This window comes from Burkholderia sp. AU38729, from assembly GCF_020419725.1.
Classification (GTDB): Bacteria; Pseudomonadota; Gammaproteobacteria; order Burkholderiales; family Burkholderiaceae; genus Burkholderia.
The window spans coordinates 890,913-913,481 of record NZ_JAIZQO010000001.1 but is presented as its reverse complement, the minus strand read 5'-3'; the positions used below and the strand labels follow the sequence as shown (position 1 = coordinate 913,481).

General features: G+C 67.6%; 17 protein-coding genes. 8 read left to right on the top strand and 9 right to left on the bottom strand.

All coding sequences use genetic code 11. From position 1 onward, the window contains the following. The first annotated feature begins 142 nt into the window (after nucleotides 1–142). On the top strand, nucleotides 143–478 hold the full coding sequence (locus tag LGM56_RS04005) for a hypothetical protein (RefSeq protein ID WP_046196524.1): 336 nt from the start codon (nucleotides 143–145) through the stop codon (nucleotides 476–478). 90 nt (nucleotides 479–568) lie between these two features. On the opposite strand, the gene LGM56_RS04000 is transcribed toward LGM56_RS04005, so the two are convergent. Beyond that, the gene (locus tag LGM56_RS04000; protein WP_006478890.1) at nucleotides 569–889 is read right to left on the bottom strand and encodes a pyrimidine/purine nucleoside phosphorylase; all 321 of its coding nucleotides are present in this window, start codon (nucleotides 887–889) and stop codon (nucleotides 569–571) included. A gap of 209 nt (nucleotides 890–1,098) precedes the next feature. After that, nucleotides 1,099–2,001 (bottom strand): LysR substrate-binding domain-containing protein, encoded by a 903-nt coding sequence (locus LGM56_RS03995; RefSeq protein ID WP_089496759.1) that lies wholly within the window; start codon nucleotides 1,999–2,001, stop codon nucleotides 1,099–1,101. 181 nt (nucleotides 2,002–2,182) lie between these two features. Here LGM56_RS03995 and LGM56_RS03990 point away from each other — a divergent pair, with 181 nt between their 5' ends. The 3 genes from LGM56_RS03990 (at nucleotide 2,183) to LGM56_RS03980 (ending at nucleotide 5,502) form a co-directional block, all read left to right on the top strand. Continuing rightward, the gene (locus LGM56_RS03990) at nucleotides 2,183–3,367 is read left to right on the top strand and encodes a M20 aminoacylase family protein (protein WP_226202956.1); all 1,185 of its coding nucleotides are present in this window, start codon (nucleotides 2,183–2,185) and stop codon (nucleotides 3,365–3,367) included. A 43-nt stretch (nucleotides 3,368–3,410) separates the two neighbouring features. Beyond that, nucleotides 3,411–4,730: an MFS transporter gene (locus LGM56_RS03985; RefSeq protein WP_089496757.1), complete on the top strand. Its 1,320-nt coding sequence runs from the start codon at nucleotides 3,411–3,413 to the stop codon at nucleotides 4,728–4,730. Between the two features lie 229 nt (nucleotides 4,731–4,959). Further along, entirely contained in the window at nucleotides 4,960–5,502 is a 543-nt protein-coding gene (locus LGM56_RS03980; RefSeq protein ID WP_226202954.1) for a cysteine hydrolase family protein, read from the top strand. A gap of 84 nt (nucleotides 5,503–5,586) precedes the next feature. Here LGM56_RS03980 and LGM56_RS03975 read toward each other — a convergent pair whose 3' ends face one another. The 5 genes from LGM56_RS03975 to LGM56_RS03955 all read right to left on the bottom strand — a co-directional run bounded on the left by LGM56_RS03975 (nucleotide 5,587) and on the right by LGM56_RS03955 (nucleotide 10,767). After that, nucleotides 5,587–6,693 carry a porin gene (locus tag LGM56_RS03975; protein WP_046548031.1) on the bottom strand — a complete coding sequence of 369 codons (1,107 nt, stop codon included), beginning with the start codon at nucleotides 6,691–6,693 and terminating at the stop codon, nucleotides 5,587–5,589. A gap of 63 nt (nucleotides 6,694–6,756) precedes the next feature. Then, nucleotides 6,757–7,176 (bottom strand): DoxX family protein, encoded by a 420-nt coding sequence (locus LGM56_RS03970; protein ID WP_089429075.1) that lies wholly within the window; start codon nucleotides 7,174–7,176, stop codon nucleotides 6,757–6,759. Nucleotides 7,177–7,361: 185 nt separating this feature from the next. Then, on the bottom strand, nucleotides 7,362–8,639 hold the full coding sequence (locus LGM56_RS03965; protein WP_089496755.1) for a cytochrome c: 1,278 nt from the start codon (nucleotides 8,637–8,639) through the stop codon (nucleotides 7,362–7,364). Nucleotides 8,640–8,641: 2 nt separating this feature from the next. After that, nucleotides 8,642–10,261, bottom strand: a complete 1,620-nt coding sequence (locus tag LGM56_RS03960; protein WP_226202952.1) for a GMC family oxidoreductase — start codon at nucleotides 10,259–10,261, stop codon at nucleotides 8,642–8,644. Further along, entirely contained in the window at nucleotides 10,261–10,767 is a 507-nt protein-coding gene (locus LGM56_RS03955; RefSeq protein WP_089442267.1) for a sugar dehydrogenase complex small subunit, read from the bottom strand. Before LGM56_RS03955 ends, LGM56_RS03960 begins: the two co-directional genes overlap by 1 nt. Nucleotides 10,768–11,071: 304 nt before the next feature. Between LGM56_RS03955 and LGM56_RS03950 the strand changes: the two genes are divergently transcribed. Both LGM56_RS03950 and pbpC read left to right on the top strand, forming a co-directional pair. Then, nucleotides 11,072–17,134: an alpha-2-macroglobulin family protein gene (locus LGM56_RS03950; RefSeq protein WP_226202949.1), complete on the top strand. Its 6,063-nt coding sequence runs from the start codon at nucleotides 11,072–11,074 to the stop codon at nucleotides 17,132–17,134. Nucleotides 17,135–17,144: 10 nt separating this feature from the next. Further along, nucleotides 17,145–19,391, top strand: a complete 2,247-nt coding sequence (gene pbpC, locus LGM56_RS03945; RefSeq protein WP_226202947.1) for a penicillin-binding protein 1C — start codon at nucleotides 17,145–17,147, stop codon at nucleotides 19,389–19,391. A 23-nt stretch (nucleotides 19,392–19,414) separates the two neighbouring features. On the opposite strand, the gene LGM56_RS03940 is transcribed toward pbpC, so the two are convergent. Together LGM56_RS03940 and LGM56_RS03935 are read right to left on the bottom strand one after the other, a co-directional pair. After that, nucleotides 19,415–20,041, bottom strand: a complete 627-nt coding sequence (locus LGM56_RS03940; RefSeq protein ID WP_089496751.1) for a LemA family protein — start codon at nucleotides 20,039–20,041, stop codon at nucleotides 19,415–19,417. Nucleotides 20,042–20,122: 81 nt separating this feature from the next. Next, the gene (locus LGM56_RS03935; protein ID WP_226202945.1) at nucleotides 20,123–21,202 is read right to left on the bottom strand and encodes a TPM domain-containing protein; all 1,080 of its coding nucleotides are present in this window, start codon (nucleotides 21,200–21,202) and stop codon (nucleotides 20,123–20,125) included. Nucleotides 21,203–21,272: 70 nt separating this feature from the next. Between LGM56_RS03935 and LGM56_RS36910 the strand changes: the two genes are divergently transcribed. Both LGM56_RS36910 and LGM56_RS03925 read left to right on the top strand, forming a co-directional pair. Beyond that, nucleotides 21,273–21,461: a hypothetical protein gene (locus tag LGM56_RS36910; RefSeq protein WP_226202943.1), complete on the top strand. Its 189-nt coding sequence runs from the start codon at nucleotides 21,273–21,275 to the stop codon at nucleotides 21,459–21,461. Between the two features lie 399 nt (nucleotides 21,462–21,860). Next, nucleotides 21,861–22,562: a hypothetical protein gene (locus tag LGM56_RS03925; RefSeq protein ID WP_226202941.1), complete on the top strand. Its 702-nt coding sequence runs from the start codon at nucleotides 21,861–21,863 to the stop codon at nucleotides 22,560–22,562. Nucleotides 22,563–22,569 lie beyond the last annotated feature (7 nt).

Genomic DNA, 22,569 nt, shown 5'->3' with positions numbered 1-22,569 from the left:
GAGCATCGGAGCCGCCATTTGGCAAGCGCGTTAACAACTTGTTTCGGAATAGCCGGAACCGTGCTCCGCCGATGCAATCTCACTTGTACGCAGTCCTGTGCTGCGCATCCCACTCAATCAATCACGACTCGAGGGAGATAACGTGAACGCGAAATACTTACCGCTCATCGCATTGACCGTGGCATTTTCTGCTCATGCAGCCGATTCTGCCCTGCAGAACGTGGGACAAAGCCAGAAACCCGCCGACGAGGTCGCGCAGTGCATCGCGAAGACCTGGGCCGACAAGTCGCAGCAGCAAGTGACGTCGCAGTATGAACTCGCGAACGGCCTCGCCATGGCCGTGTATGCGCCGGGCCAGCAGCCGCCGAATGGCGCTGCCGCCGTCGTGCGCCCGGCCAACGCCGCGAATGCGAAAACCTGGGTGGGTTTCCGCGGCGGCGATGCATCGTCGGCCGGCGACATCAACGCCTGCCTGTAACGAGAACAGGCGCTTCGGATGGCCTGTGCGCCATCCGCTTGCGACACGCCCCGCTTCGGCGGGGCTTTTCTTTTGCAGCGCGGCTGCGTGTTACAGGTAGCTGCAGACGTAATCGAGCGTCTCGAGCACTTCGATGTCGAAGCGGCTCTTGCCCGGCACCGAGAACGATTCGCCGGCGCCGTAGGTCTGCCATTCGCTGCTGCCGTCGAGCTTCACGCGGCACTTGCCGGCCTGCACTTCCATCAATTCGGGGGCGTCCGTGCCGAAGTTGAGCGCGCACGGCAGGATCACGCCGAGCGTCTTGCGCGTGCCGTCCGGGAAGAGCACGGTATGCGACACGCACTTGCCGTCGAAATAGACGTTCGCGCGCTTGACGACCGATACGTTGTCGAATTGGGTTGCACTGGTCATGAAATGCCTCTGATTGCTGGATGCCGGATGGCGATGTTGTTGGAGGCCGGCCGGAGCGGCGGGCCGGCCGCTATGATACCGGCTCGCGCGGCATGCGCCGGATTGGCGTGCCCGCTGCGCAAGCCGCGTGCCCGTCAAACGACGACAACGCCGCACGGATAATCGTCAGGATGACGATGCATTGAAGATCGCCCGCCGCGGGCGCCGGCTCACCGCAGCCCCTTGCGCCGCGCGGAATCACGCAGGCAGTCGAGCAGCATCGCCGCTGCCGGTGTCAGCGGGCTGTCGCGACGCGTGATGACCTGCATCGAGACGCCCGGCAGGCGCTCGCGGATCGGCAGCACCGCGAGCTGGTCGCGCGCCCATTCGGCCTGCAACAATTGCTCGGGCATCGACGCGATCAGGTCGCATTCCATCATCAGACTGCGCGCGAGCCCGAAGCTCGGGCACTCGACGACACGCGCCGGCACCGGCAGCCCGTAGGCGACGAACGAATTGAACAGTACCTGCGTCGAGCTTTCCGGCGACGGGTTCATCAGCCAGTCGGCTTCGACGAGCTCGGCGAGCGACGTGGCCGACGCGAGCGGATGCCCCTTGCGGGCGACGATCAGCGACCGGCTCGCATAGAGTTCCGCGTGATCGAATTCGGCCGCCAGCAGTTCGGGCACGACAACGGCCACCGCGAAATCGAGCGAACCATCGTGCAGGCGCGGCAGCGCGACCCCCGGAAACCCTTCGATCAGGTTGACGCGCGCCACCGGAAAGCGGCGCCGGAATGCGCGAAACGCATCGGGCAGGATCGTCACCGCGGCGGCCGGCGTGATCGCCGCCGCGACGGAGCCCGTCATCGCGCCCTGCGCCTGCTCGATGTCGTCGCGGGCGCGCTGCATTTCGGCGACGATCAGCCGCGCGCGCACCTGCAACTGCTGGCCGAACGCGGTGAGCTGCACGCCGCGCGCGGTGCGCACGACGAGCGACACGCCGAGCGCGATCTCCAGTTCCTTGACCGCCTTCGTCAACGCCGCCGGCGACACGTTCAGGCGCCGCGCGGCCGCGCGAATGCTCCCCTCTTCCGCGACGGTGACGAACGCTTTCAGCTGATGGTATTTCATGGCGGCGACGCGTGATCCGTGGAAACCCTGTGCTGCGCGGCACACGCCGGCTCAGGGTATTCCCGAGCGGCAACCGGTGGTGAGCACCAAAGCAATTTATCAGCTTCTGGTACACAAAAGAAATTTATATGCTTGCTCGTCATATGTGCGTCAAACGCCCACCTGCCCCCCAGGAGATACCATGCTGCAAGCCGTGAACCCCGTCATCCCCGGTATCGCCGCGATCGCACCCGAGCTGGTCGAAGTGCGCCGCCGCATTCACGCTCATCCCGAGCTCGCGTTCGAGGAAACGCTCACGAGCGATCTCGTCGCCGAACTGCTCGCCGGCTGGGGTTATGAAGTGCATCGCGGCATCGGCAAGACGGGCGTGGTCGGCGTGCTGCGCGAAGGGCAAGGCACGCGCACGGTCGGGCTGCGCGCCGACATGGACGCGCTGCCGCTCGCGGAAGCCACGGGCCTGCCGTACGCGAGCCGCCACGCGAACAAGATGCATGCATGCGGCCACGACGGCCACACCGCGATGCTGCTGTGCGCGGCGCGCCACCTCGCGGCCACGCGCCAGTTCTCCGGCACGCTGAACCTGATCTTCCAGCCGGCCGAGGAAAACTTCGGCGGCGCGAAGGCGATGATGGACGACGGCCTGTTCGACCGCTTCCCGTGCGACGCGATCTTCGCGATCCACAACATGCCGGGCCGCGCGGCCGGCGACATGGCCTTCCGCACCGGCGCCGCGATGGCGTCGGCCGACCGCGTGACGATCACGCTGCGCGGTGTCGGCGGCCACGGCGCGATGCCGCATTTCGCGCGCGATCCGATGTCGGCCGCGGGCAGCATCATGGTCGCGCTGCAGACGATCGTCGCACGCGAGGTCGATGCGCAGCATGCGGCCGTGATCACGGTCGGCAGCGTGCAGGCCGGCGAGACGTTCAACATCATTCCCGAAACCGTCACGATGAAGCTGTCGGTGCGCGCGTTGAACGCCGACGTGCGCGCGCTGCTCGCGCGCCGCATCGAAGCGCTCGCGAAAGGCCAGGCGGAAAGCTTCGGCGTCACGGCGGAAGTCGACTACGACTACGGCTACCCGGTACTCGTCAATCACGCGGAGCCGACCGCGTTCGCGGCCGACATCGCGCGCCAGATGCTCGGCGCCGAACGCGTCGAAACCGACGCCGCGCCGCTGATGGGCAGCGAGGATTTCGCGTTCATGCTCGAAGCGCGCCCCGGCTGCTACGCGTTCATCGGCAACGGGATCGGCAGCAAGGGCGGCTGCATGGTGCACAACCCCGGCTACGACTTCAACGACGACATCCTCGCGATCGGCGCGAGCTACTGGGTTCGCATCGCCGAAGCCTGGCTCGCGGCCTGACGGCCCTTCACCCCATCGTTTCGCGCCCAACGGGGAGCCCCACATGGAAACGTCCGCCCTTTCGTTCGCCGGCACGCCGGTCGATGCACGCGCCGCCGCGAAGAAACGCCGGCTGATCGCGGCCGCCGCCGTCGGCAACGCGCTCGAGTTCTACGACTTCACGGTCTACAGCTTCTTCGCCATCCTGATCGGCAAGCTGTTCTTTCCCGTGCATTCGCCGTTCGGGCAATTGATGCTCGCGGTGGCGAGCTTCGGCGTCGGCTTCGTCACGCGTCCGCTCGGCGGGCTCGTGATCGGCATGTATGCCGACCGCGCCGGCCGCAAGAAGGCGATGATCCTCACGCTGCTGCTGATGGCGCTGGGCACCGCGACGATCGCGGTCGCGCCGACCTTCGCGCAGATCGGGCTCGCCGCACCGCTGCTGCTCGTGCTCGCGCGCCTGCTGCAGGGGTTCGCGTCGGGCGGCGAAGTTGGCGCGTCGACCACGCTGCTGCTCGAACAGGCGCCGCAGCAGCGTCGCGGCTTCTACGCGTCGTTCCAGTTCTCGAGCCAGGGGCTCGCCGCGCTCGCCGGCGCGCTGACCGGCGTCGCACTGACGTCGACGCTGAATGCCGCGCAACTCGAAAGCTGGGGCTGGCGCGTGCCGTTCATCATCGGCACGCTGTTCGTGCCGCTCGGCTATTGGCTGCGCCGCACCGTCGAGGAAGTGCCGGCCGCCGCGCCTGCCGCCGCGCACGACGAGCCGGTTGCATCGCTGCCGCTCGCCGACGTGCTGCGCCATCACGGCAAGGCCGTGTTCGCAGGCCTCGGCGTGACGATCGGCGGCACGTCGATCCACTACATCATCGTGTTCTACATGGCGATCTACGGCGTGCAGGTGCTGCACCTGCCGACGTGGCTGTCGATGACGGCCGGCTGCGTCGCGGGCGCGATCCTGATGCTCGTGACGCCGATCGGCGGCCACCTGTCCGACGTCTACGGGCGCAACCGGATCGTCTGGTGGACGCGCATCGTGCTGATGGCCGCGATCTACCCGGCGTTCATCGCACTGAACCGCTGGCCGGGCGCCGCATCGCTGCTGTCGATCATCGCCGCGCTGTCGATCGTGCATGCGATCAACATCGGCGCGACGGGCGCGATGCTCGGCGAGCTGTTCCCGCGTGCGGTGCGCGCCACCGGCGGCGCGCTCGTGTATAGCGTCGGCGTCGCGATCTTCGGCGGTTTCGCGCAATTCTTCGTCACGTGGCTGATCGCGGCGACCGGCAATCCGAATGCGCCCGCGTGGTATGCAATCGGCTGTGGCGCAATGACGTTGCTCGCGATTCGCTGCATGGACGAGAAGGCCGGAAAGGCGCTCGACTGACTAGTGGCTGATGCACGATGCGCGATTGACGTGGCGCGCGCGCATCGTGCATGATCGCTTCATGCGCCACATCACGACCACCGCTTCGACCACGACGCGCACGACCGCCTTCGGCGGGCTCGTGCGGCGAGTGCGCGCAAGGTCGTAGCGCCATTCCTCACAGGCCCCGCCGGTTCCGGACGGGGTCTTGTCGTTTCTCCGTCCGTATCGGCCACTCAGGAGAAACGCAATGCCAGAAATCTGTTCCCCGAAACGCGCACTGCTCGTCATCGACATGCAGGTTGGCCTGTTTCACGGCCCCGAGCATCCTTACGACGGCGAACGCGTGCTCGCGAACATCAACCGGTTGATCGGTCGCGCGCATGAAGCCGATGCACCGGTGTTCGCCGTGCGCCACACCGGGCTTGCCGGTTCGCCGATTGCGGCGGGAACGCCGCTGACCGCGCTGGTGCCGGAACTCGAGATCGATATGAAGCGTGACATCGTGTTCGACAAGGCGCAGTCGAGCAGCTTCGCCGGTACGCGGCTCGCCGAATGGCTGCGCGAAGCCGGCATCGGCGAGATCGTCATCGCGGGAATGAAGACCCAGTACTGCGTCGATACGGCCTGCCGTGCGGCCGCCGATCACGGCTTTCGTGCGGTGCTCGTGACCGATGCACATACCTGCATGGACACACCGGAGCTGCCGGCCGAGCGGATCGTCGCGCATCACAACGCAACGCTTGGGGGGCCGTTCGCGACGCTGACGACGACCGAGCTGTGCGGGTTTTGATCGACACCGTTCATACCCCGTAAACACAACAACGGACGGGCAGCCACCGCCCGTGCGTTGCGTACCGGTCGCGTAACCGCCTGCTCAGAACGTATGCATCATCCCCACATACGCCCCCGTCTGCGACTCGCCCGTCATCGGGCTCGTCCCCGACGTCGCGTCGCGCGGCGTCGCGAGCAGCGAGAAATTCGAGTTGCCGCCGTTTCGCACATACGCAACCGTACCATACAGGAACGTCCGCTTCGAAAGGTTGTACGTCGTGCCGAGCACATACATCATCGCGTGCCCCGACGGATCGTGCGACGCATCGCCGCCGCCATCGCCCACCTTCACGTAGTACCCGCCGCCCGTCACCGCCCACTGCGGCGTCGCGGTGTAAGTCGCGCCGAGCCAGTAGTGATCGGCCCGATCGGCAACACCGGCCGGACTATCCGGCGCCTGGTAATGCGTATACGCGCCCTGGATCTTGAACTTCGACACCTTCACGTTCGCGCCGACGAAATACTCGCGCGACGCGGTGAAGATGTTGCTGAACTTGCCGTTGTTGTCGCGCAGTTCGTCGTAGATGCCGCGCACGTCGAGCAACGGCGAGTGGTACGAGATCATGATCCCGTCCGAGCGGCCAAAATCGTCGGCCGCACCGTAGTTGAAGCCGCGTGATTGATTGCCGAACGCGTATTGCGCCTGCACGTCGAAGCCGCCGATCACCGGGCTGTGATACTCGATGTTGTTGCTGGTCTGCTGCCAGTTGCGACCGCGCACGAGCGAGGCCGACGAAAACGCCTGCTGCACGAACGGGTCGAATTCCCACACGCCGTCGCTGTCGATGAACAGGTTCCGGCCGGCCTGCAGCTGGCCCCACGTGTTGCTCTTCAGCCCGACGTACGCACGCCGCGACCACATGCGGCCGCCGCCCGTCTGGCCGTTCATCACCTGGAACGCGGTTTCCAGGTTGAAGACCGTCGACAGCCCGCCGCCGAGATCCTCGATGCCCTTCAGCCCGAACATGCTGGTGCCCCAGTCGCCGCTTTCGGCGCTCCAGCGGGTCCCGCTGCCGCCATTCGGCTTCGCGATGTGGTTCAGGTATTCGATGCCGCCGTCGACGCGGCCGTACAGCGTCACGCTCGTCTGCGCAAAAGCGGCCGCCGGTGTGGCAGCCGCGATCAGCCATGCGAAATGTTTGAGTCGCAAAATGATGCCCCCTCGGAGTCTCGACCTTCCAGCGCGTGCCCCATGCGCGCGCCCCGGGTCCGTTTATCCGCGATCGATCGAAAAACGACCGGGGCCCGCCGCGCAAAGCGCGAGCAGGCCGCCGGCGATCGCGATGTTCTTGTAGAAATGAATCATGTTGTTGATCTGCTCGCCGCCCGTCATCGTCCAGTAGTGGTGGCCGATGATGCCGGTGCCGATCGTATAGAGCGCCAGCAGCAGCGCGAGCGCCCGCGTCTGAAAACCGACCAGGATCGCGATCCCGACGAACAGCTCCATCACGACGGAAATCGCGGCGGAGATGATCGGCGCGGGCGCGCCTTCGGAACCCATGAACGCGATGGTCCCGGGGAAGTCGACGATCTTCTTCCAGCCGAACATGACGAACAGGATCACGAGCAGGATCCGGGCAAGCAGCAGCAGCACATCGCGCTGGGACGCGAGAAACGGTTGGTTCGGTGTCATGGTGTCGATCAACGAAAGCGATGCGCATGGCGAAAACACGCCCGGCGCACCGGATTGCGAATGAACCAGGACGGGCGGCCGCCTGCGCCGCCCGCCCCGCTCTGCAACAACCGGCATCGGGCAACAACCCGATGTGCTGTGCTCCTCCTCTTGTCAGTTATCGCCCTGCTTCGTCACGCGCCGCCTCAACGCAGCTTCGCGACGTCCTGCTCGGTCACCTTCGCGGCCGGATTGCCGAACTGCCCGGTCAGGTAGTTCGTCAGCGCGGCGATCTGCGCATCCGACAGCTCGTGGCGGAACGCCGGCATCCCGACGTCCTCGCTGCCGGCCTTGCGCTGCACGCCGTTCAGGATCACCTGCACGAGGTTGGTCGGATTCGATGCGCCGACCGTCGAGTTGTGGAACAGCGGCGGGTAATAGCCGTCCGGCGTGCCCTTGCCCTGCATCTGGTGACAGGTCGCGCAGTTGCCGAGATAGAGCCGGGCCGGATCGATGCCCGACGACGCGAGCGCGACGCCGCGCAGCGTCAGGCCATCTTCGGCCGGCTTGCCCCACGACGCGCGCGACTGCTTCGCATCGCCGCTGGCGACGGCCGGCACCGTGCGAATGTACGTCGAGATCGCGCCGATGTCGGCTTCCGTCATCTTCGAGAAGCTGTGCTCGATCGCCTCGGCCATCGGGCCGGCCGCCTGCGCGAGACCCGGCACGCTGCCGGTGCGCAGGTACTGGACGAGCTGCTGCTGGGTCCAGCCGCCGATCCCCGCGTTGGCGTCGGACGTGATGTTGTAGCCGTCCCAGCCCGCGAGCACCGAGCCCGACAGGAAGCTGCCGCCCGTCTCGTCGAGCGACTTCTCCTGCATCGCGATGCCGCGCGGCGTGTGGCACGTGCTGCAGTGCGCGAGGCCCTGCACGAGATACGCGCCGCGGTTCCATTCGGCGCTCTGCGCCGGCTTCGGCTGGTAGACACCGTCCTTCAGGAACAGCCAGTTCCAGATCTTCAGCGGCCAGCGCATGCTCAGCAGCGCGGGGATCTCGTTCTTCGGCGGCGCCTGCTTGACCGGCTCGACGCCGTGCATGAAGTACGCGTACAGCGCCTGCACGTCGTCGTCGTTGATCTTCGCGTACGACACGTACGGCATCGCCGGATACAGGTTGTCGCCGTTCTTCGACACGCCGTGGCGCACCGCGCGCTCGAAGTCCTCGGCCGACCAGTTGCCGATGCCCGTGTCGGGATCGGGCGTGATGTTGCTCGTGTAGATCTTGCCGAGCATCGGGACCGGCATGCCGAGACCGCCCGCGAACGGCTTGCCGCCCTTCGCGGTGTGGCACGCCATGCAGTCGCCCGCGACCGCGAGATATTCGCCGCGCTTGACCAGCGCCGGATCGGCCGCATCGGCCGCGCGTACGAGACCCGGCAGCGCGAGACAGCCGGCGAGGAGGAAGGTGAGAGTAGATTTCCGCACGGTCAGACTTCCTTCTTCAGCGTGTCCGACATCCGCAGCGCCAGCGCCGCGATCGTCAGCGTCACGTTCACCGTACCGACGGTCGGCATCGTCGAGCTGCTCGAGATGAACAGGTTCGGATGGTCGAACGTGCGGCAGTCCTTGTCGACGACCGAGTCGCGTGCATCCGCGCCCATGATCGTCGCGCCCGTGATGTGGTTGTTCGGCGCGAACTCGTCGTTGAAGACGACTTCGGTGCCGCCCAGCACCTTCGCGGCCGTCGCGTAGACCTCGCGCGTGTGCACGGCGCCGCGCTTCACGTAGTCGTCGATCGCATACGTGATCTCGGGGCGCGGGATGCCGACCGCGTCGGTGGCCGTCTTGCTCGGCACGATGCGGTTCTCGGGTTGCGGCAGGATTTCGTGGAAGCAGTCGAACTGCACGTAGCGCGCGGAACGGTCGCGGATCTGCGCGTCGAGCTCCTCGGGCTTCATCAGCTTGCCGGCCTTGAAGATCTTCTGCGTTTCCTGGTTGATGCGCGACATGTTCGACAGGTGGATCTTCTTCGCGGCTTCGGTCGCGCGGAACGGGCCGTCGCGGAAACCGATCAGCGACGTCATCTCCTGCGGGCCGCGGCCCGGCCACAGCTTCTCGTTCGCGTAGAACGACACGCCGGTGCCCGGGTGGTCCATCAGGTTGCGGCCGACCATGTCCGAGCTGTTCGCGACACCGTTCGGGAAATCGCGGTTCGCGGACATCAGCAGGATCTTCGGCGTCTCGATGCCATTCGCGGCGATCACGAAGTACTTGCCTTCGACGCGATGGTCGGCGCCCGTCTTGTCCTTGTAGACCGCGGCGGTGATGCGCTTGTCCGGCCCGGTCTCGAGCTTGTAGACGACCGCGCTGTCGATCAGCTTCGCGCCGGCCTGCTCGGCCTTCTCGACGTGCACGATGCCGTTGTACATCGCGCCGATCGGGCAGATCGGCATGCAGTTGTTGTTCCCGCAACACGTCGGCCGGCCGTCGTACGGGCGGCTGTTGCGCGCGACCGGCTCGGTCACCACGTGGAACTTCGGGTCATAGCCGTTGAGCGCGCTCTTGATCGTCTGCTCGTTGAACGACAACGGCAGCGGCGGCATCGGGTACGGCTCCTTGCGCGGCGAGTACAGGTCTTCCTCGGGGCCCGGGCCCCACACGCCGAGTTCCTCTTCGGCGCGCTGGTAGTAATGCTCGATGTCGTCGTACTGGATCGGCCAGTCGCGGCCGACGCCGTACACGGTCTTCATCTTGAAGTCGCTCGGGATGAAGCGCCATGCCGACGCGGCCCAGTGCCACGTCGTGCCGCCCACCGCACGGATGTACTGCGAGTTGAACTTGTGCTCGCCCTTCAGGATCAGGTAGTCGTTCGGCGGGCCGTATTCCGGATGCGGCGCCCACGCGCTCGACGGGTACGGCGCCATGAAATCGGTCTTGTCCACCTGGTTGCGGAAGCGCTCGACGATTTCCCAGCGCGGCATGCGCGGGCCGGCTTCCAGCAGGATCACGGATTTACCCGCCATCGCGAGCTGGTGTGCAACGATCGCGCCTGCGACACCCGATCCGACGACGACGACGTCGGCCTTTTGCGTATCGGTATCGGCCATCAGGCTTGCCTCTCGATCGGTTTTTCGGCCCAGAAGCCGGGTTTGTTGGGGCAATACGAAGGGATCACGAGCGTATCGGATACGACGCTGAACATTAATGCTTCTTCGTAGGTAATCACGACGTTGTCGACGATGCCGAGATACCACGCTTCAAGAATCTTCAGCGCGAGTGCTTCCTGGTCGGGATTCAGCGAACCGGACGCGAGTGCGCCGGCGAGTTGCGACAGGCTGTCGGCCGTCTTGAACGAACCCTTCTGCAACGCCTGCAGGAAGCGCTGGCCGAGCACGCGGCTCAACCCCTTCTTGCCTGTCACTGCTTCGGAGAGCGTCATGAACGTATCGAGCGGCGCGGTGCCGGGATCGTCGGCCAGGGCCCGCAACGCCAGCGAGCCCGTGAGGCCCGCCGCCGTCAGCGCCAGTGCGCCCTGCAGCCATTGACGCCGTGTGATGCCTGTTACGGCTGCGTCGCCCGAGCGACGCGAGTGGGGAGTGTTGTCGTTGTGCATGTTTCCTTCTCTCGAACACCGGATTCGGGAAAACCACGCTTGATATTTCTCAAACATTGGCGCGGACCTGAAATGTACGCGCACAAATCGGATCGAACAATCTTTTTATAGTCCATTAAATGTTCCGCAATCCGAGACAATCGACATTTCGCTGCATTTTTGTGTCGTTGACGCGACAAATCTGCGGCACGCACCCCAGTGTCGCACGCCGACGACACACTGTGCAGCGCGATGCGCGCGCAGGTCGGTCGGTTAGAATCGCGTGCAATCAAACAGAAAGCTTCCCTCCGAGGGCGATCGAGCGATGAAGCAGCACGACAAACAGAACAAAGCAAACCGAACCCACCCCACCACCCGGCTGCTCTGGCGCATCGGCGCCGTCGCGGCGCTCGGCGGCGCCACCGCACTGTCGCTGCATGCGGGCGCGGCGCGCACGGTGAGCGTGTCGCCGCAAGGCACCGTCACCGAGGTCCGACAGACCGTCGTCAAGTTCGACGAACCGATGGTCGCGTTCGGCTCGGCCTCCGCGCCGAATCCCGCACGCGTGACCTGCAACGATTCCACGGCCGCGCGCGGCCAGGGCCACTGGCTCGACGACAAGACCTGGGTTTACGATTTCGAAAACGACCTGCCGCCCGGCGTGCGCTGCTCGGTCGCGCTCAACGACACGTTGCGCTCGGTCGCCGGCAACGCGGCCAGCGGCCCGCGCCGCTTCACGTTCCAGACGGGCGGCCCGTTCCCGGTGAACGTGCGCCCCGGCTCGCGCGAGATCGAGGAACGGCAGATGTTCGTGCTGAAGCTGAACGGCCCGGCCGAACCGCGCTCGGCGCTCGCGAACATCTGGTGCGAAGCGGCCGGCATCGGCAACCGCATTCCCGTCACGGCCGCCGACGACGATGCGCGCAACGCGCTGCTCGATCACTTCGGCCTGAAGAAGGATGCCGCGCGCGTGCTGACGCTGTCGTGCGCGCAGGCACTGCCGGCGAGCGCGAAGATGCAGCTCGTGTACGGCAAGGGCGTCACGAGCCCGAGCGGCATTCCGAACGAAACGGAGCGCCGCTTCGACTTCACCGTGCGCGCCCCGTTCGCCGCGAGCTTCTCGTGCGAACGCGAGAACGCGAAGGCGCCCTGCACGCCGCTGCGCCCGCTGACGCTGTCGTTCAACGCGCCGATCTCGCGCAAGCACGCCGAGGCGATCAAGCTGCGCGGCCCTGACGGAACGCTCGCGCCGACCTTCGCGGCCGACGACAAGAGCGAGGAAGTCACCACCGTCACGTTCAACCCGCCGCTGCCCGAACAGGCCGCCCTGACGATCGAATTGCCGTCGGGCCTGCGCGACGTGACCGACCGGCCGCTGTCGAACGCCGACTTGTTCCCGCTCGCGACGCGCACCGCGCCGATGCCGCCGCTCGCGAAATTCTCGTCGGGCACCTTCGGGATCGTCGAGCGTTTCGCCGAACCCGATTCGCCCGCGCTCGTGCCCGTCACGCTGCGCAACGTCGAGGCCGACCTGCATATCGACGGTCTCAACACCCAGGGCGCGCAGTTCTCGAACCTGAAGGTCGACGACGACACCGCGATCCGCCAGTGGATGCGCACGGTCGACCGCTTCGACAACTGGTCGATGACGGCCGGCGCGATCGACCGCCAGATTCCCGGCCTGCTCGAACGCAAGGGCCAGCATCCCGTGTACGTGCCGCGCGAAGCCGGCGAAAAGGCGCCCGCGCCGAAGGATCGCCGCATCGACGTGCGCTCGCTGACGCTGCTCAAGGGCCAGCCCGGCGTGCAGGCACTGACGCTGCCGAAGGCGGACCCGAAGGCGCTGCGCCCGTTCGAAGTCGTCGGCGTGCCGATCGACAAGCCCGGCTTCTACGTGCTCGAACTCGCGTCGCCCGCGCTCGGCCGCTCGCTGCTCGCGAAGCCGTCGAGCATGTACGTGCGCACCACGGTGCTCGTCACCAACCTCGGCGTGCACCTGAAACAGGGCCGCGAAAACAACCTCGTGTGGGTCACGACGCTCGACAAGGGCAAGCCCGTGCCGAACGCGCAGATCCGCGTGTCGGACTGCAACGGCGACGAGATCGCGTCCGGCAAGACCGATGCGCAGGGCCTGCTGAAGATCGACGGCGCGTTCGAATCGAAGCGCGCCTGCAGCTCGTCCGATTCGGAGCAACGCTTCGACGACTACTTCGTGTCGGCCCGCGTGAACGATCCGAATACGGGCCCCGACATGGCGTTCGTCAGCTCGGGCTGGAACCGCGGAATCGAATCGTGGCGCTTCAACGTGCCGACCGACACGGACAGCGCACGCACCGTGCGCGCGCACACGGTCTTCGACCGCACGCTGCTGCGCGCCGGCGAAACCGTGTCGATGAAGCATTTCATCCGTGCCGAGACGCTGCAAAGCCTCGCGTTCCCGTCGCAATACCCGACGCGCGTGACGATCCGCCATCTCGGCACGGGCCAGACCTACAAGCTGCCGCTCACGTGGGCAGCCGATCACAGCGCGGACACGCAGTTCACGCTGCCGGCCGCCGCGAAGCTCGGCGAATACAGCGTCGAGCTCGAAGGCGGCCCGGAAGACGCACCGACCGCCACCTACTACAGCGGCAGCTTCCGCGTCGAGGCGTTCCGCCTGCCGGTGCTGAAGGGCTCGATCGGCGCGCGCGACGCGCAGAAGAGCCCGCTCGTCGCCGTGAAGGAAGCGCCGCTCGCGGTGCAGATCGATTACGTATCGGGCGGCGGCGCATCGAACCTGCCGGTGCAGGTATCGGCGCTGATGAAGTGGGCGTCGCCGCCGTTCGCCGATCGCTTCGAGGATTTCAGCTTCACGCCGTATCGCCCCGAAGCGAGCGACGGCAATGCCGACGACGATTCGCAGGACGGCGACAACGCATCGACGTCGAACAACGATCCCGACGCGACGAAGCTGATCGCCGACAAGCTGCCGCTGACGCTCGACCGCAACGGTGCCGGCTCGGTCACGCTCAAGGGCCTGCCCGACGTCGACGCGCCGAAGCGCATCGCACTCGAAGCGACGTTCGCCGACCCGAACGGCGAAGTGCAGACGATTCGCGGCGACGCGATCCTGTGGCCGGCTGCCGTCGTGGCCGGCATCAAGGCAGGCCGCTGGGTATCGGTCGGCCAGCGCGTGCCCGTGCAAGCCCTGGCGGTCGACCTGCAAGGCAAGCCGCGCGCGTCGGTGCCGATCGAGATCAAGGGCATCGCGCGCATCACGACGTCGTCGCGCAAGCGGATGGTCGGCGGCTTCTATGCGTACGACAACAAGAGCGACACGCGCGACCTCGGCGTGCTGTGCTCGGGCAAGACCGACGACAAGGGCCGCATGGCCTGCGACGCGACCCTCGAACAGGCCGGCAACGTGCAGCTGATCGCGGTCGCCAAGGACGGCGACGGCCACACGTCGAACGCGTCGACGTCGGTGTGGGTCACGCGCGAGGACGAACTCTGGTTCGGCGGCGACAACACCGACCGGATCGACGTGATCCCCGAGAAAACCGCATACGAGCCAGGCGAAACCGCCCGCTTCCAGGTACGCATGCCGTTCCGCTACGCGACCGCGCTGGTCGCGGTCGAACGCGGCGGCGTGATGGAAACGCACATCGTCGAGCTGAACGGCAAGAATCCGACGGTCGACCTGAAGGTCGGCGAATCGTGGGGGCCGAACGTCTACGTATCGGTGCTCGCGCTGCGCGGCCGGATTCGCGAAGTGCCGTGGTACTCGTTCTTCACGTGGGGCTGGAAGGCGCCGGTCGAATGGGCGCGCGCGTTCTGGCGCGAAGGCCGTCACTATGAAGCGCCGACCGCGTTCGTCGACCTGTCGAAACCGGCGTTCCGCTATGGTCTCGGCGAGATCAAGGTCGGCACGGGCGTGCACCGTCTCGGCGTGACCGTGACGACCGACGCGACGCGCTACACGGTGCGCAGCAAGGCGCAGGCGCACGTGAAGGTCACGCTGCCGAACGGCCAACCGGCGCCTGCCGGCACGCAGATCGCGGTCGCGGCCGTCGACGAGGCATTGCTCGAACTGATGCCGAACAACAGCTGGGACCTGCTCGACGCGATGCTGCGCCGACGCGCGTACGGCGTCGAGACATCCACGGCACAGATGGAAATCGTCGGCCGCCGCCACTTCGGCCGCAAGGCCGTGCCCGCGGGCGGCGGCGGCGGCAGCGCGCCGACGCGCGAGCTGTTCGACACGCTGCTGCTGTGGAATCCGCGCGTGACGCTGGATGCCAATGGCAGCGCGACCGTCGAGGTGCCGCTGAACGACGCGCTCACACGCTTCCGGATCGTCGCGATCGCGGCAGTCGGCCCCGACCGCTTCGGCACCGGCAGCACGTCGATCCGCAGCACGCAGGATCTGCAGCTGATTTCCGGCCTGCCGCCGCTCGTGCGCGAAGGCGACGCGTTCCGCGCGCAGGTCACGCTGCGCAACACGACCGACCGCGCGATGCAGGTCGTCGTGACGCCGCGCGTGACGGGCCTCGACGTCGCGCCGCAAACCGTCTCGCTCGCGGCCAACACGGCCACCGAGGTCGCGTGGACGATCACCGTGCCCGAGCAGGCGCTCGACGCGGCCGGTGCGCTGAACTGGCGCATCGAAGCGGCCGAGCAAGGCGGCAAGCGCGCGTCCGACGCGCTGGCGGTCGCGCAGAAGGTCGTGCCCGCGCTGCCGGTCACGGTGCAGCAGGCGACCCTCGCGCAAGTCGACGGCACGCTGACGGTGCCGATCGCCTCCCCGGCCGGCGCCGCGAACAACGCGCAAGGCCTGCCGCGCGGCGGCATCGCGGTGTCGCTGCAGTCGAAGCTTGCCGACGGGCTGCCCGGCGTGAAACGCTGGTTCGAGCGCTATCCGTACCGTTGCCTCGAACAGCAGACCTCGCGCGCGATCGGCCTGCGCGACCCCGCGCAATGGCAGGCGCTGATCGCACGCATGCCCGTCTATCTCGACAGCGACGGGCTCGCGAGCTACTTCCCGCCGTCGTCCGACGATTCGCATGCCGGCAGCGCGACGCTGTCGTCGTACCTGCTCGTGGTGTCCGACGAGGCGAGCCGTCTCGACCCGCGCTTCGCGCTGCCGGAAGACCTGCGCTCGCAGCTCGAGGCCGGGCTTGCGCGCTTCGTCGACGGCCGCCTCGAGCGCAACCCGTGGGCGCCGCGCCAGGATCGCGACCTGCGCAAGCTGGCCGCGATCGAGGCGCTGTCGCGCTACGGCGCCGCGCAGGGCCGCATGCTCGGCTCGATCGAGATCGCGCCGAACCAGTGGCCGACTTCCGCGGTGATCGACTATCACGCGATCCTGACGCGCGTGAAGGACATCCCGCAACGCGACGAGAAACGCGCGCAGGTCGAACAGATCCTGCGGGCCCGCCTGACGTACCAGGGCACGCAGCTCGTGTTCTCGACCGCCCGCGACGACGACTTGTGGTGGCTGATGACCAGCAACGAGACCAACGCGGCACGGCTCGCGCTGGAATTCGCCGGCGACCCGGGGTGGAAGGACGAGATGCCGCGCGTAACGGCCGGCCTGCTCGCGTTGCAGCGCCAGGGCGCATGGCAGACCACGACGTCGAACGCGCTCGGCCTGCTCGCGGTCGAGCGCTTCTCGCGCACCTACGAGAGCACGCCGGTGGCCGGCGCGACGAAGGTCGCGCTCGGCGGCGACGCGCGCACGATCTCGTGGTCGCAGGCGTCGGCCCCCGCGTCCACGCCCGCCGACACGCCGGCGTCGGCCACCCCGGCCACCCCGGCCACCCGCGCCGCCGCGGCCCGCAGCGTGATGCTGCCGTGGCCGCGTGCGTCGCAGGCGCCGGCCACGCTGTCCGTCACGCAGGACGGCACGGGCCGCCCGTGGGCCACGATCGAAAGCCTCGCGGCGGTGCCGCTGCGTGCGCCGTTCGCGGCCGGCTACCGGATCACGAAGACCGTCACGCCCGTGTCGCCTGCTGTCAAGGGCGTGCTGACGCGCGGCGACGTCGTGCGCGTGCATCTCGACATCGATGCGCAGAGCGACATGACGTGGGTCGTCGTCAACGATCCGGTGCCGGCCGGTTCGACGATCCTCGGTTCGGGCCTCGGCCGCGACTCCGAAGCCGCGACCCAGGGCGAGAAGACGCCGGACGGTGCGTGGCCGGCGTTCATCGAGCGCGACTTCGACGGCTATCGCGCGTACTACGACTACCTGCCGAAGGGCAAATTCTCGGTCGAGTACACGGTGCGGCTGAACAACGTCGGCACGTTCGGGCTGCCGCCCACGCGTGTCGAGGCGCTGTACGCGCCGTCCGTGTACGGCCTGTGGCCGAACCCGCCGATGACCGTGAAGCCGGCTGAAGCGGGCAAGTAACGAGTAAGCGATGATCGATCTGGTATTGCCGCGGCCGGCGCGTTTCGCCGGCCGCGTATTCGTCGCCATCGTGCTGGCCGCCCCGCTCGTCGCGCATGCGCTGCCGAGCTACGACGACGTGCGTCGCAACTGGCGCAGCTCCGACTGGGTGCTGCTCGCGCGCGACGGCACGCCGCTGCAGCGCACGCGCGTGGACCTCACCGAACGGCGCGGCGACTGGGTGTCGCTCGCCGACGTGTCGCCCGCGTTTCGCGAGGCGATCGTCGTGTCCGAAGACAAGCGCTTTTTTGACCACAGCGGCGTCGACTGGCGCGGCATCGCCGGCGCCGCGTGGGGCAATCTGTGGAACGAGCGCACGCGCGGAGCATCGACCGTCACGATGCAGCTCGCCGGGCTGCTCAGCGATTCGCCGCGCCGCTCGGGCCAGCGCTCGCTGCCGCAGAAGGCGTCGCAGGCGGTCAACGCGCTGCTGCTCGAACGCGGCTGGCGCAAGGACCAGGTGCTCGAGGCATACCTGAACCTCGTGCCGTTCCGCGGCGAGACGATCGGCCTTGCCGCGCTGTCGCAAGTGCTGTTCGGCAAGGCGCCGTCGGGCCTCGATGCCCGCGAAGCCGCGATCGCCGCCGCGCTCGTGCGCGCACCCAACGCAACCTCCGCGAAAGTCGCCGAACGGGCATGCCGGATCCTGCGCGACATGCATGCCGAGCAGGGCTGCGCGTCGCTCGACGGCTACGTGCAGCTCGTCATCGCGCGTCCGTCCGGCGCCGCGCGCGACGACGGCGCCGCCCTCGCCCCGCACTTCGCGCGACGCATCGCGGCCGAGGTCCGGCCAACGGCCGGCGCGCAGATACGCACGACCCTCGATGCGCCGCTGCAGCGCTTCGCGCGCGACACGCTGGTGCGCGCGCTGACCGAACTCAACGCGCCCGCGCACCGGCGCAACGTGCAGGACGGCGCGGTCGTCGTGATCGACAACGCGACCGGCGAGATTCGCGCGTGGGTCGGCTCGTCCGGTGCGCTGTCGGGCGCACGCGACGTCGATGCCGTGCTCGCGCCGCGCCAGGCCGGCTCGACGCTCAAGCCATTCCTGTATGCGCAGGCGATCGACGAGAAACGGCTGACGGCCGCGTCGCTGCTCGACGATGCGCCGATCAACCTCGCCGCCGGGGGCGGACTGTACATTCCGCAAAACTACGACAAGGATTTCAAGGGCTGGGTGAGCGTGCGCAGCGCGCTCGGCGGCTCGCTGAACGTGCCGGCCGTGCGCACGCTCGTGCTCGTCACGCCGCACCGCTTCGCGCGCACGCTGACCGCGCTCGGCCTGCCGCTCGCGCAGGAAGGCGACTACTACGGCTTCAGCCTCGCGCTCGGCAGCGCGGACGTCACGCTGCTGTCGCTGACCAACGCGTACCGCGCGCTCGCGAACGGCGGCGTGGCGCGCAAGGTCGTCGATGTGCCGGCGCCGGCGGCCGGTGCGGCCGGCGCATCGGCCGCGTCACCCGCCCGCGCGGCCGACGGTACGCGCGTGTTCAGCGAGGCAGCCAGCTTCGTCGTGACCGACATCCTCGCCGACAACAACGCACGGGTGCGCACGTTCGGCTTCGACAATCCGCTCGCGACGCGCTTCTTCTCGGCGGTCAAGACCGGCACCAGCAAGGACATGCGCGACAACTGGACCGTCGGCTTCACGTCGCGCTATACGGTCGGCGTGTGGGTCGGCAATGCGGACGGCTCGCCGATGTGGGACGTGTCGGGCGTCACGGGTGCGTCGCCGGTGTGGTCGGCGGTCGTCGGCTACCTGCACCGCGACCAGCCGAGCCGTGCGCCGCGCGCGCCGGCCGGCGTCGAGACGCGCCGCATCACGTTCGAACGCGATATCGAACCGTCGCGCAACGAGTGGTTCATCGCGGGAACGGCGGTCGACACGATCCGGCTCGCCGCCCCCGTCACGCCGGGCAAGGACGGCGCGCGCGCGCCGCTGACGATCGGCACGCCGACCGACGGCACGATCTTCGCGATCGATCCGGACATTCCGCCGAAGAACCAGCGGATCTGGTTCGAGCGCTCGGCCGGACGCGCGACGAAGTTCGCATGGCGGCTCGACGACAAGGTGATCGGGCATGCCGATCGCGTCGCGTGGATGCCATGGCCGGGCCGCCACCGGCTCGAACTCGTCGATGCGCGCGGCAATGTGGCCGATACGATCCGCTTCGAGGTGCGCGGCGCGTTCGCGAAGGCGGCCGCGCGCAAGCCCTGAATACGTGAATGCGTGAGCCGGCCTTACTCGCCGGCCACCTTCGCCTTCGGCGACTGCGGCTGCGCGGAGAAATCGAGCGCCGGCGCGGTCGAGATCGCCGCTTCGTTCGCGACGCCGAAATTCGGGCGCGGCTGGTAGCCGAAGATCTTCGCGATCACGACGCCCGGGAACTGGCGGATCTGCACGTTGTAATGCTGCACGGTCTTGATGTAGCGGCCGCGCGCGACCGCGATGCGGTTTTCCGTACCTTCGAGCTGCGTCTGCAGATCACGAAACGCTTCGTTCGCCTTCAGTTCCGGGTAGCGTTCGGACACCACCATCAACCGGCTCAGCGCCCCCGACAGCTCGCCCTGTCGCTGGTCGAACGCCGCGAGCGCGGCCGGATCCTTCGCCATCTCCGGCGTCATCTGCACGCTACCCACGCGCGCTCGGGCCGACGCCACCTCGGTCAGCACGCGCTCCTCGTGCGACGCGTAGCCCTTCACCGACGCGGCGAGGTTCGGCACGAGATCGGCCCGTCGCTGGTACTGGTTCAGCACTTCGGACCACGCGGCATTGATGTCCTCGTCAGACGACTGGATCGCGTTGTAGCCGCACCCCGCGAGCGGAGCGAGCACGCAGCACACGAGCAGGATTCGAAACCATTTCATCGTCGGTTGTGTCCGGTTGAACGCTCCAGACGGAGCGGTAGTTGAAAAGAATCGGGTGCGCGGACAAGCCGCACGGCGTGGCTACCAGCGGCCCGATGCGCCGCCACCGCCGCTCGAACCGCCCCCGCCGCGGAACGAATCGGAGCTAGAGCCCGACCGGGAGCCTGACGACGATGACGACGACGAGCCGATGCCCATCAGCTTCGCCCAGATCGCGGCGAGCACGCACAGCACGCCGAAAATACCGGACAGCACTTCCCCGACCGAATAGTCCATCTCGCGCCCGATCGCGATGATCATGAACAGCGTTCCGCCCACGATCGCCGTGGTTTTGCGCACGCGCGCCGACAGGAACAGGTGGATGCCGAGCAGGCACGGCGCGACACCGGCCGCCGCAGGAACGAACGCCGCGGCACCCAGCATGGCTTCGAAATTGCCGTCGAAGATCGCGCCGACCGGCAGCATCACGATCGGCACGACGGCCGCCACGAGCCAGGCGGCCAGCAGCGCCACCCTGCGGCGCAGCTGGCGCCACTGCGCGATCACGCCCAGCACCACATTGGCCACCCCGAGCAGGAACCAGAACCGCACGCCGCCGGCGTTCGCGCGTTTCCGCACGGGCAAGCCGTTCGACTGGTACTGTTCGCCGCCGGCCCGTGCGGCACGAGTTGGCTCGGTCGCGGCATCCGTCGTGGTCGCCGCGGCCGTTTCGTATGCGTCGTCGCGCCCGCCGGGCGTTGCCGCGGGTGCGGCCTGATCCGGCGTAACGACGTCCGTCGGCAACATGTTGCGTATCAGTGCGTCGACCGCATCGCTGATGCCGGCTTCAATGCGGTTCTCGCGGAATGCCGGCACGATCCGCTCGCGGATGATCCGGCCCGCGACGATGTCCGGAATCGTGCCTTCGAGCCCGTAGCCGACTTCGATCCGTACGGTGCGGTCGTTGAGCGCGGCGACGAGCAGCAGGCCGTTGTTGACCTCGGCCTTGCCGAGTTTCCATTGGTCGAATACGGTGGTCGCGAACTGTTCGATCGTCGACTGCCCGGTCGACCCGACCAGCAGGATCGCGATCTGCACGCCGAGTTGCTGTTCGAGCGCAGCAAGGCGGTCGGTCAGCTCGGATGCGCACGCGGCGCCGAGCACGCCCGTCGTGTCCGTCACGCGGCCTTTCAACGGTGGGGCGGCTTCGGGCTTTGCGGCGACCGGATAGGCCGCAGCAGCAGCCACGTGCGTGCAGGCCGACTGGGTCGGGGTGAAAAGCGTGGCGGCCGGCGAAGCCGCGACGGTGGTGCTGCCGTCTTCGGCGGACGCTGCCGTGGCCGCGCCGCCGAACAGAACGACCGCGCTTGCCAGCAAGGCCGTGGTGGCCCTCCAGATGCCGCGCGCCTTCGTACTGCCTGTGTGCCGAATACCGCGCTGATTCGTGCCTGCCGACGATGCCGGATCGCCCTCGCCACCCGGCGGGCACGGCCGGCCCGTCTGTCGTTTCAAGTTCATGTCGGAAACGGCGCGCCGGCTTCATTGGAAGCGGCGCGATCTCTCATCGTTTTAATCGTCCCGCAGCATAACCAATTGCGAAGGGAACTGAAAGGTTTCCGACCGGCTTCCGGACTTCGTCATTTCAGTCTGTCGTCGTCACGTCGCGATGCCGGCAAAGCCGTGCAGCGCATGACACGCTCGGTGGCGGCCTGCCCCTGGCCACAACCGGGCCAACCGGGCCAATCGGGCAAGCAACCCTCCCGATTCGAGACATAGAATATGAACGGCACCCTCTCTGCGGTGCCCACCGGTTGCCCCACTCTCCTCAAGGCCCGCGACCATGAACATTCGCCCCACGCGTTTCATCCGCCCCGCGCTGGGCACGCTCTGCGTCGCCACCCTCGCGACGCTCCAGGCATGCAACGGCGACGCCTGCTTCGGCGTCGATGCCTGCTTCAACAACAACAACAACAACAACACGCAGACGGTCGCGCTTTCCGGCACGGCCGCGACTGGCGGCGCGCTCGCCAGCGCGCAGGTAACCGTCAGTTGCGCGGCAGGGTCGGCAACAACGCTGACGGATGGCGGCGGCAACTACAACGTGACGGTCAATGCGGCGCTGCCGTGCGTGATCACGGTGACGTCGGGCGGCACGAGCCTGCATTCGCTCGCATACGCGGGCGGCACGTTCAACACGACGCCCGAGACCGAGCTGATGCTGGTCTATCTCGCCGCCCAGCTCGGCACGAACGCGGCCACGTTGATCGGCAATTTCCAGGGGAATTCGCGCTATCAGCAGGCGATGAACAGCGCGAACACCGTCCAGGCCGCGCAATCGGCCGTGGTGACGAACCTGCAGCAGCGCTATTCGGTGGCGCTCACCGCGCCGGCGTTCCTGACCACATCGTTCACGGTCGGGCAACCGGGTGTCGACAGCGATCTCGCCGCACTCGCGAAAGCCGGTGCAATCGACTCGAACGGGATGCCGGATCCGGCGGCCGTTTCGCTGCTGACGCAGGCCGGCACGGCGCATCCGCTATAGACGGCCG

Bases quoted from the DNA above. Each gene is read 5' to 3' on its own strand.
- LGM56_RS03990 (WP_226202956.1), top strand. From the start codon at position 2,183: ATGCTGCAAGCCGTGAACCCCGTCATCCCCGGTATCGCCGCGATCGCA.
- LGM56_RS03955 (WP_089442267.1), bottom strand. From the start codon at position 10,767: ATGCACAACGACAACACTCCCCACTCGCGTCGCTCGGGCGACGCAGCC.
- LGM56_RS03970 (WP_089429075.1), bottom strand. From the start codon at position 7,176: ATGACACCGAACCAACCGTTTCTCGCGTCCCAGCGCGATGTGCTGCTG.
- LGM56_RS03950 (WP_226202949.1), top strand. From the start codon at position 11,072: ATGAAGCAGCACGACAAACAGAACAAAGCAAACCGAACCCACCCCACC.
- LGM56_RS03985 (WP_089496757.1), top strand. From the start codon at position 3,411: ATGGAAACGTCCGCCCTTTCGTTCGCCGGCACGCCGGTCGATGCACGC.
- LGM56_RS03995 (WP_089496759.1), bottom strand. From the start codon at position 2,001: ATGAAATACCATCAGCTGAAAGCGTTCGTCACCGTCGCGGAAGAGGGG.
- LGM56_RS03925 (WP_226202941.1), top strand. From the start codon at position 21,861: ATGAACATTCGCCCCACGCGTTTCATCCGCCCCGCGCTGGGCACGCTC.
- LGM56_RS03940 (WP_089496751.1), bottom strand. From the start codon at position 20,041: ATGAAATGGTTTCGAATCCTGCTCGTGTGCTGCGTGCTCGCTCCGCTC.
- pbpC (WP_226202947.1), top strand. From the start codon at position 17,145: ATGATCGATCTGGTATTGCCGCGGCCGGCGCGTTTCGCCGGCCGCGTA.
- LGM56_RS03960 (WP_226202952.1), bottom strand. From the start codon at position 10,261: ATGGCCGATACCGATACGCAAAAGGCCGACGTCGTCGTCGTCGGATCG.
- LGM56_RS03980 (WP_226202954.1), top strand. From the start codon at position 4,960: ATGCCAGAAATCTGTTCCCCGAAACGCGCACTGCTCGTCATCGACATG.
- LGM56_RS04000 (WP_006478890.1), bottom strand. From the start codon at position 889: ATGACCAGTGCAACCCAATTCGACAACGTATCGGTCGTCAAGCGCGCG.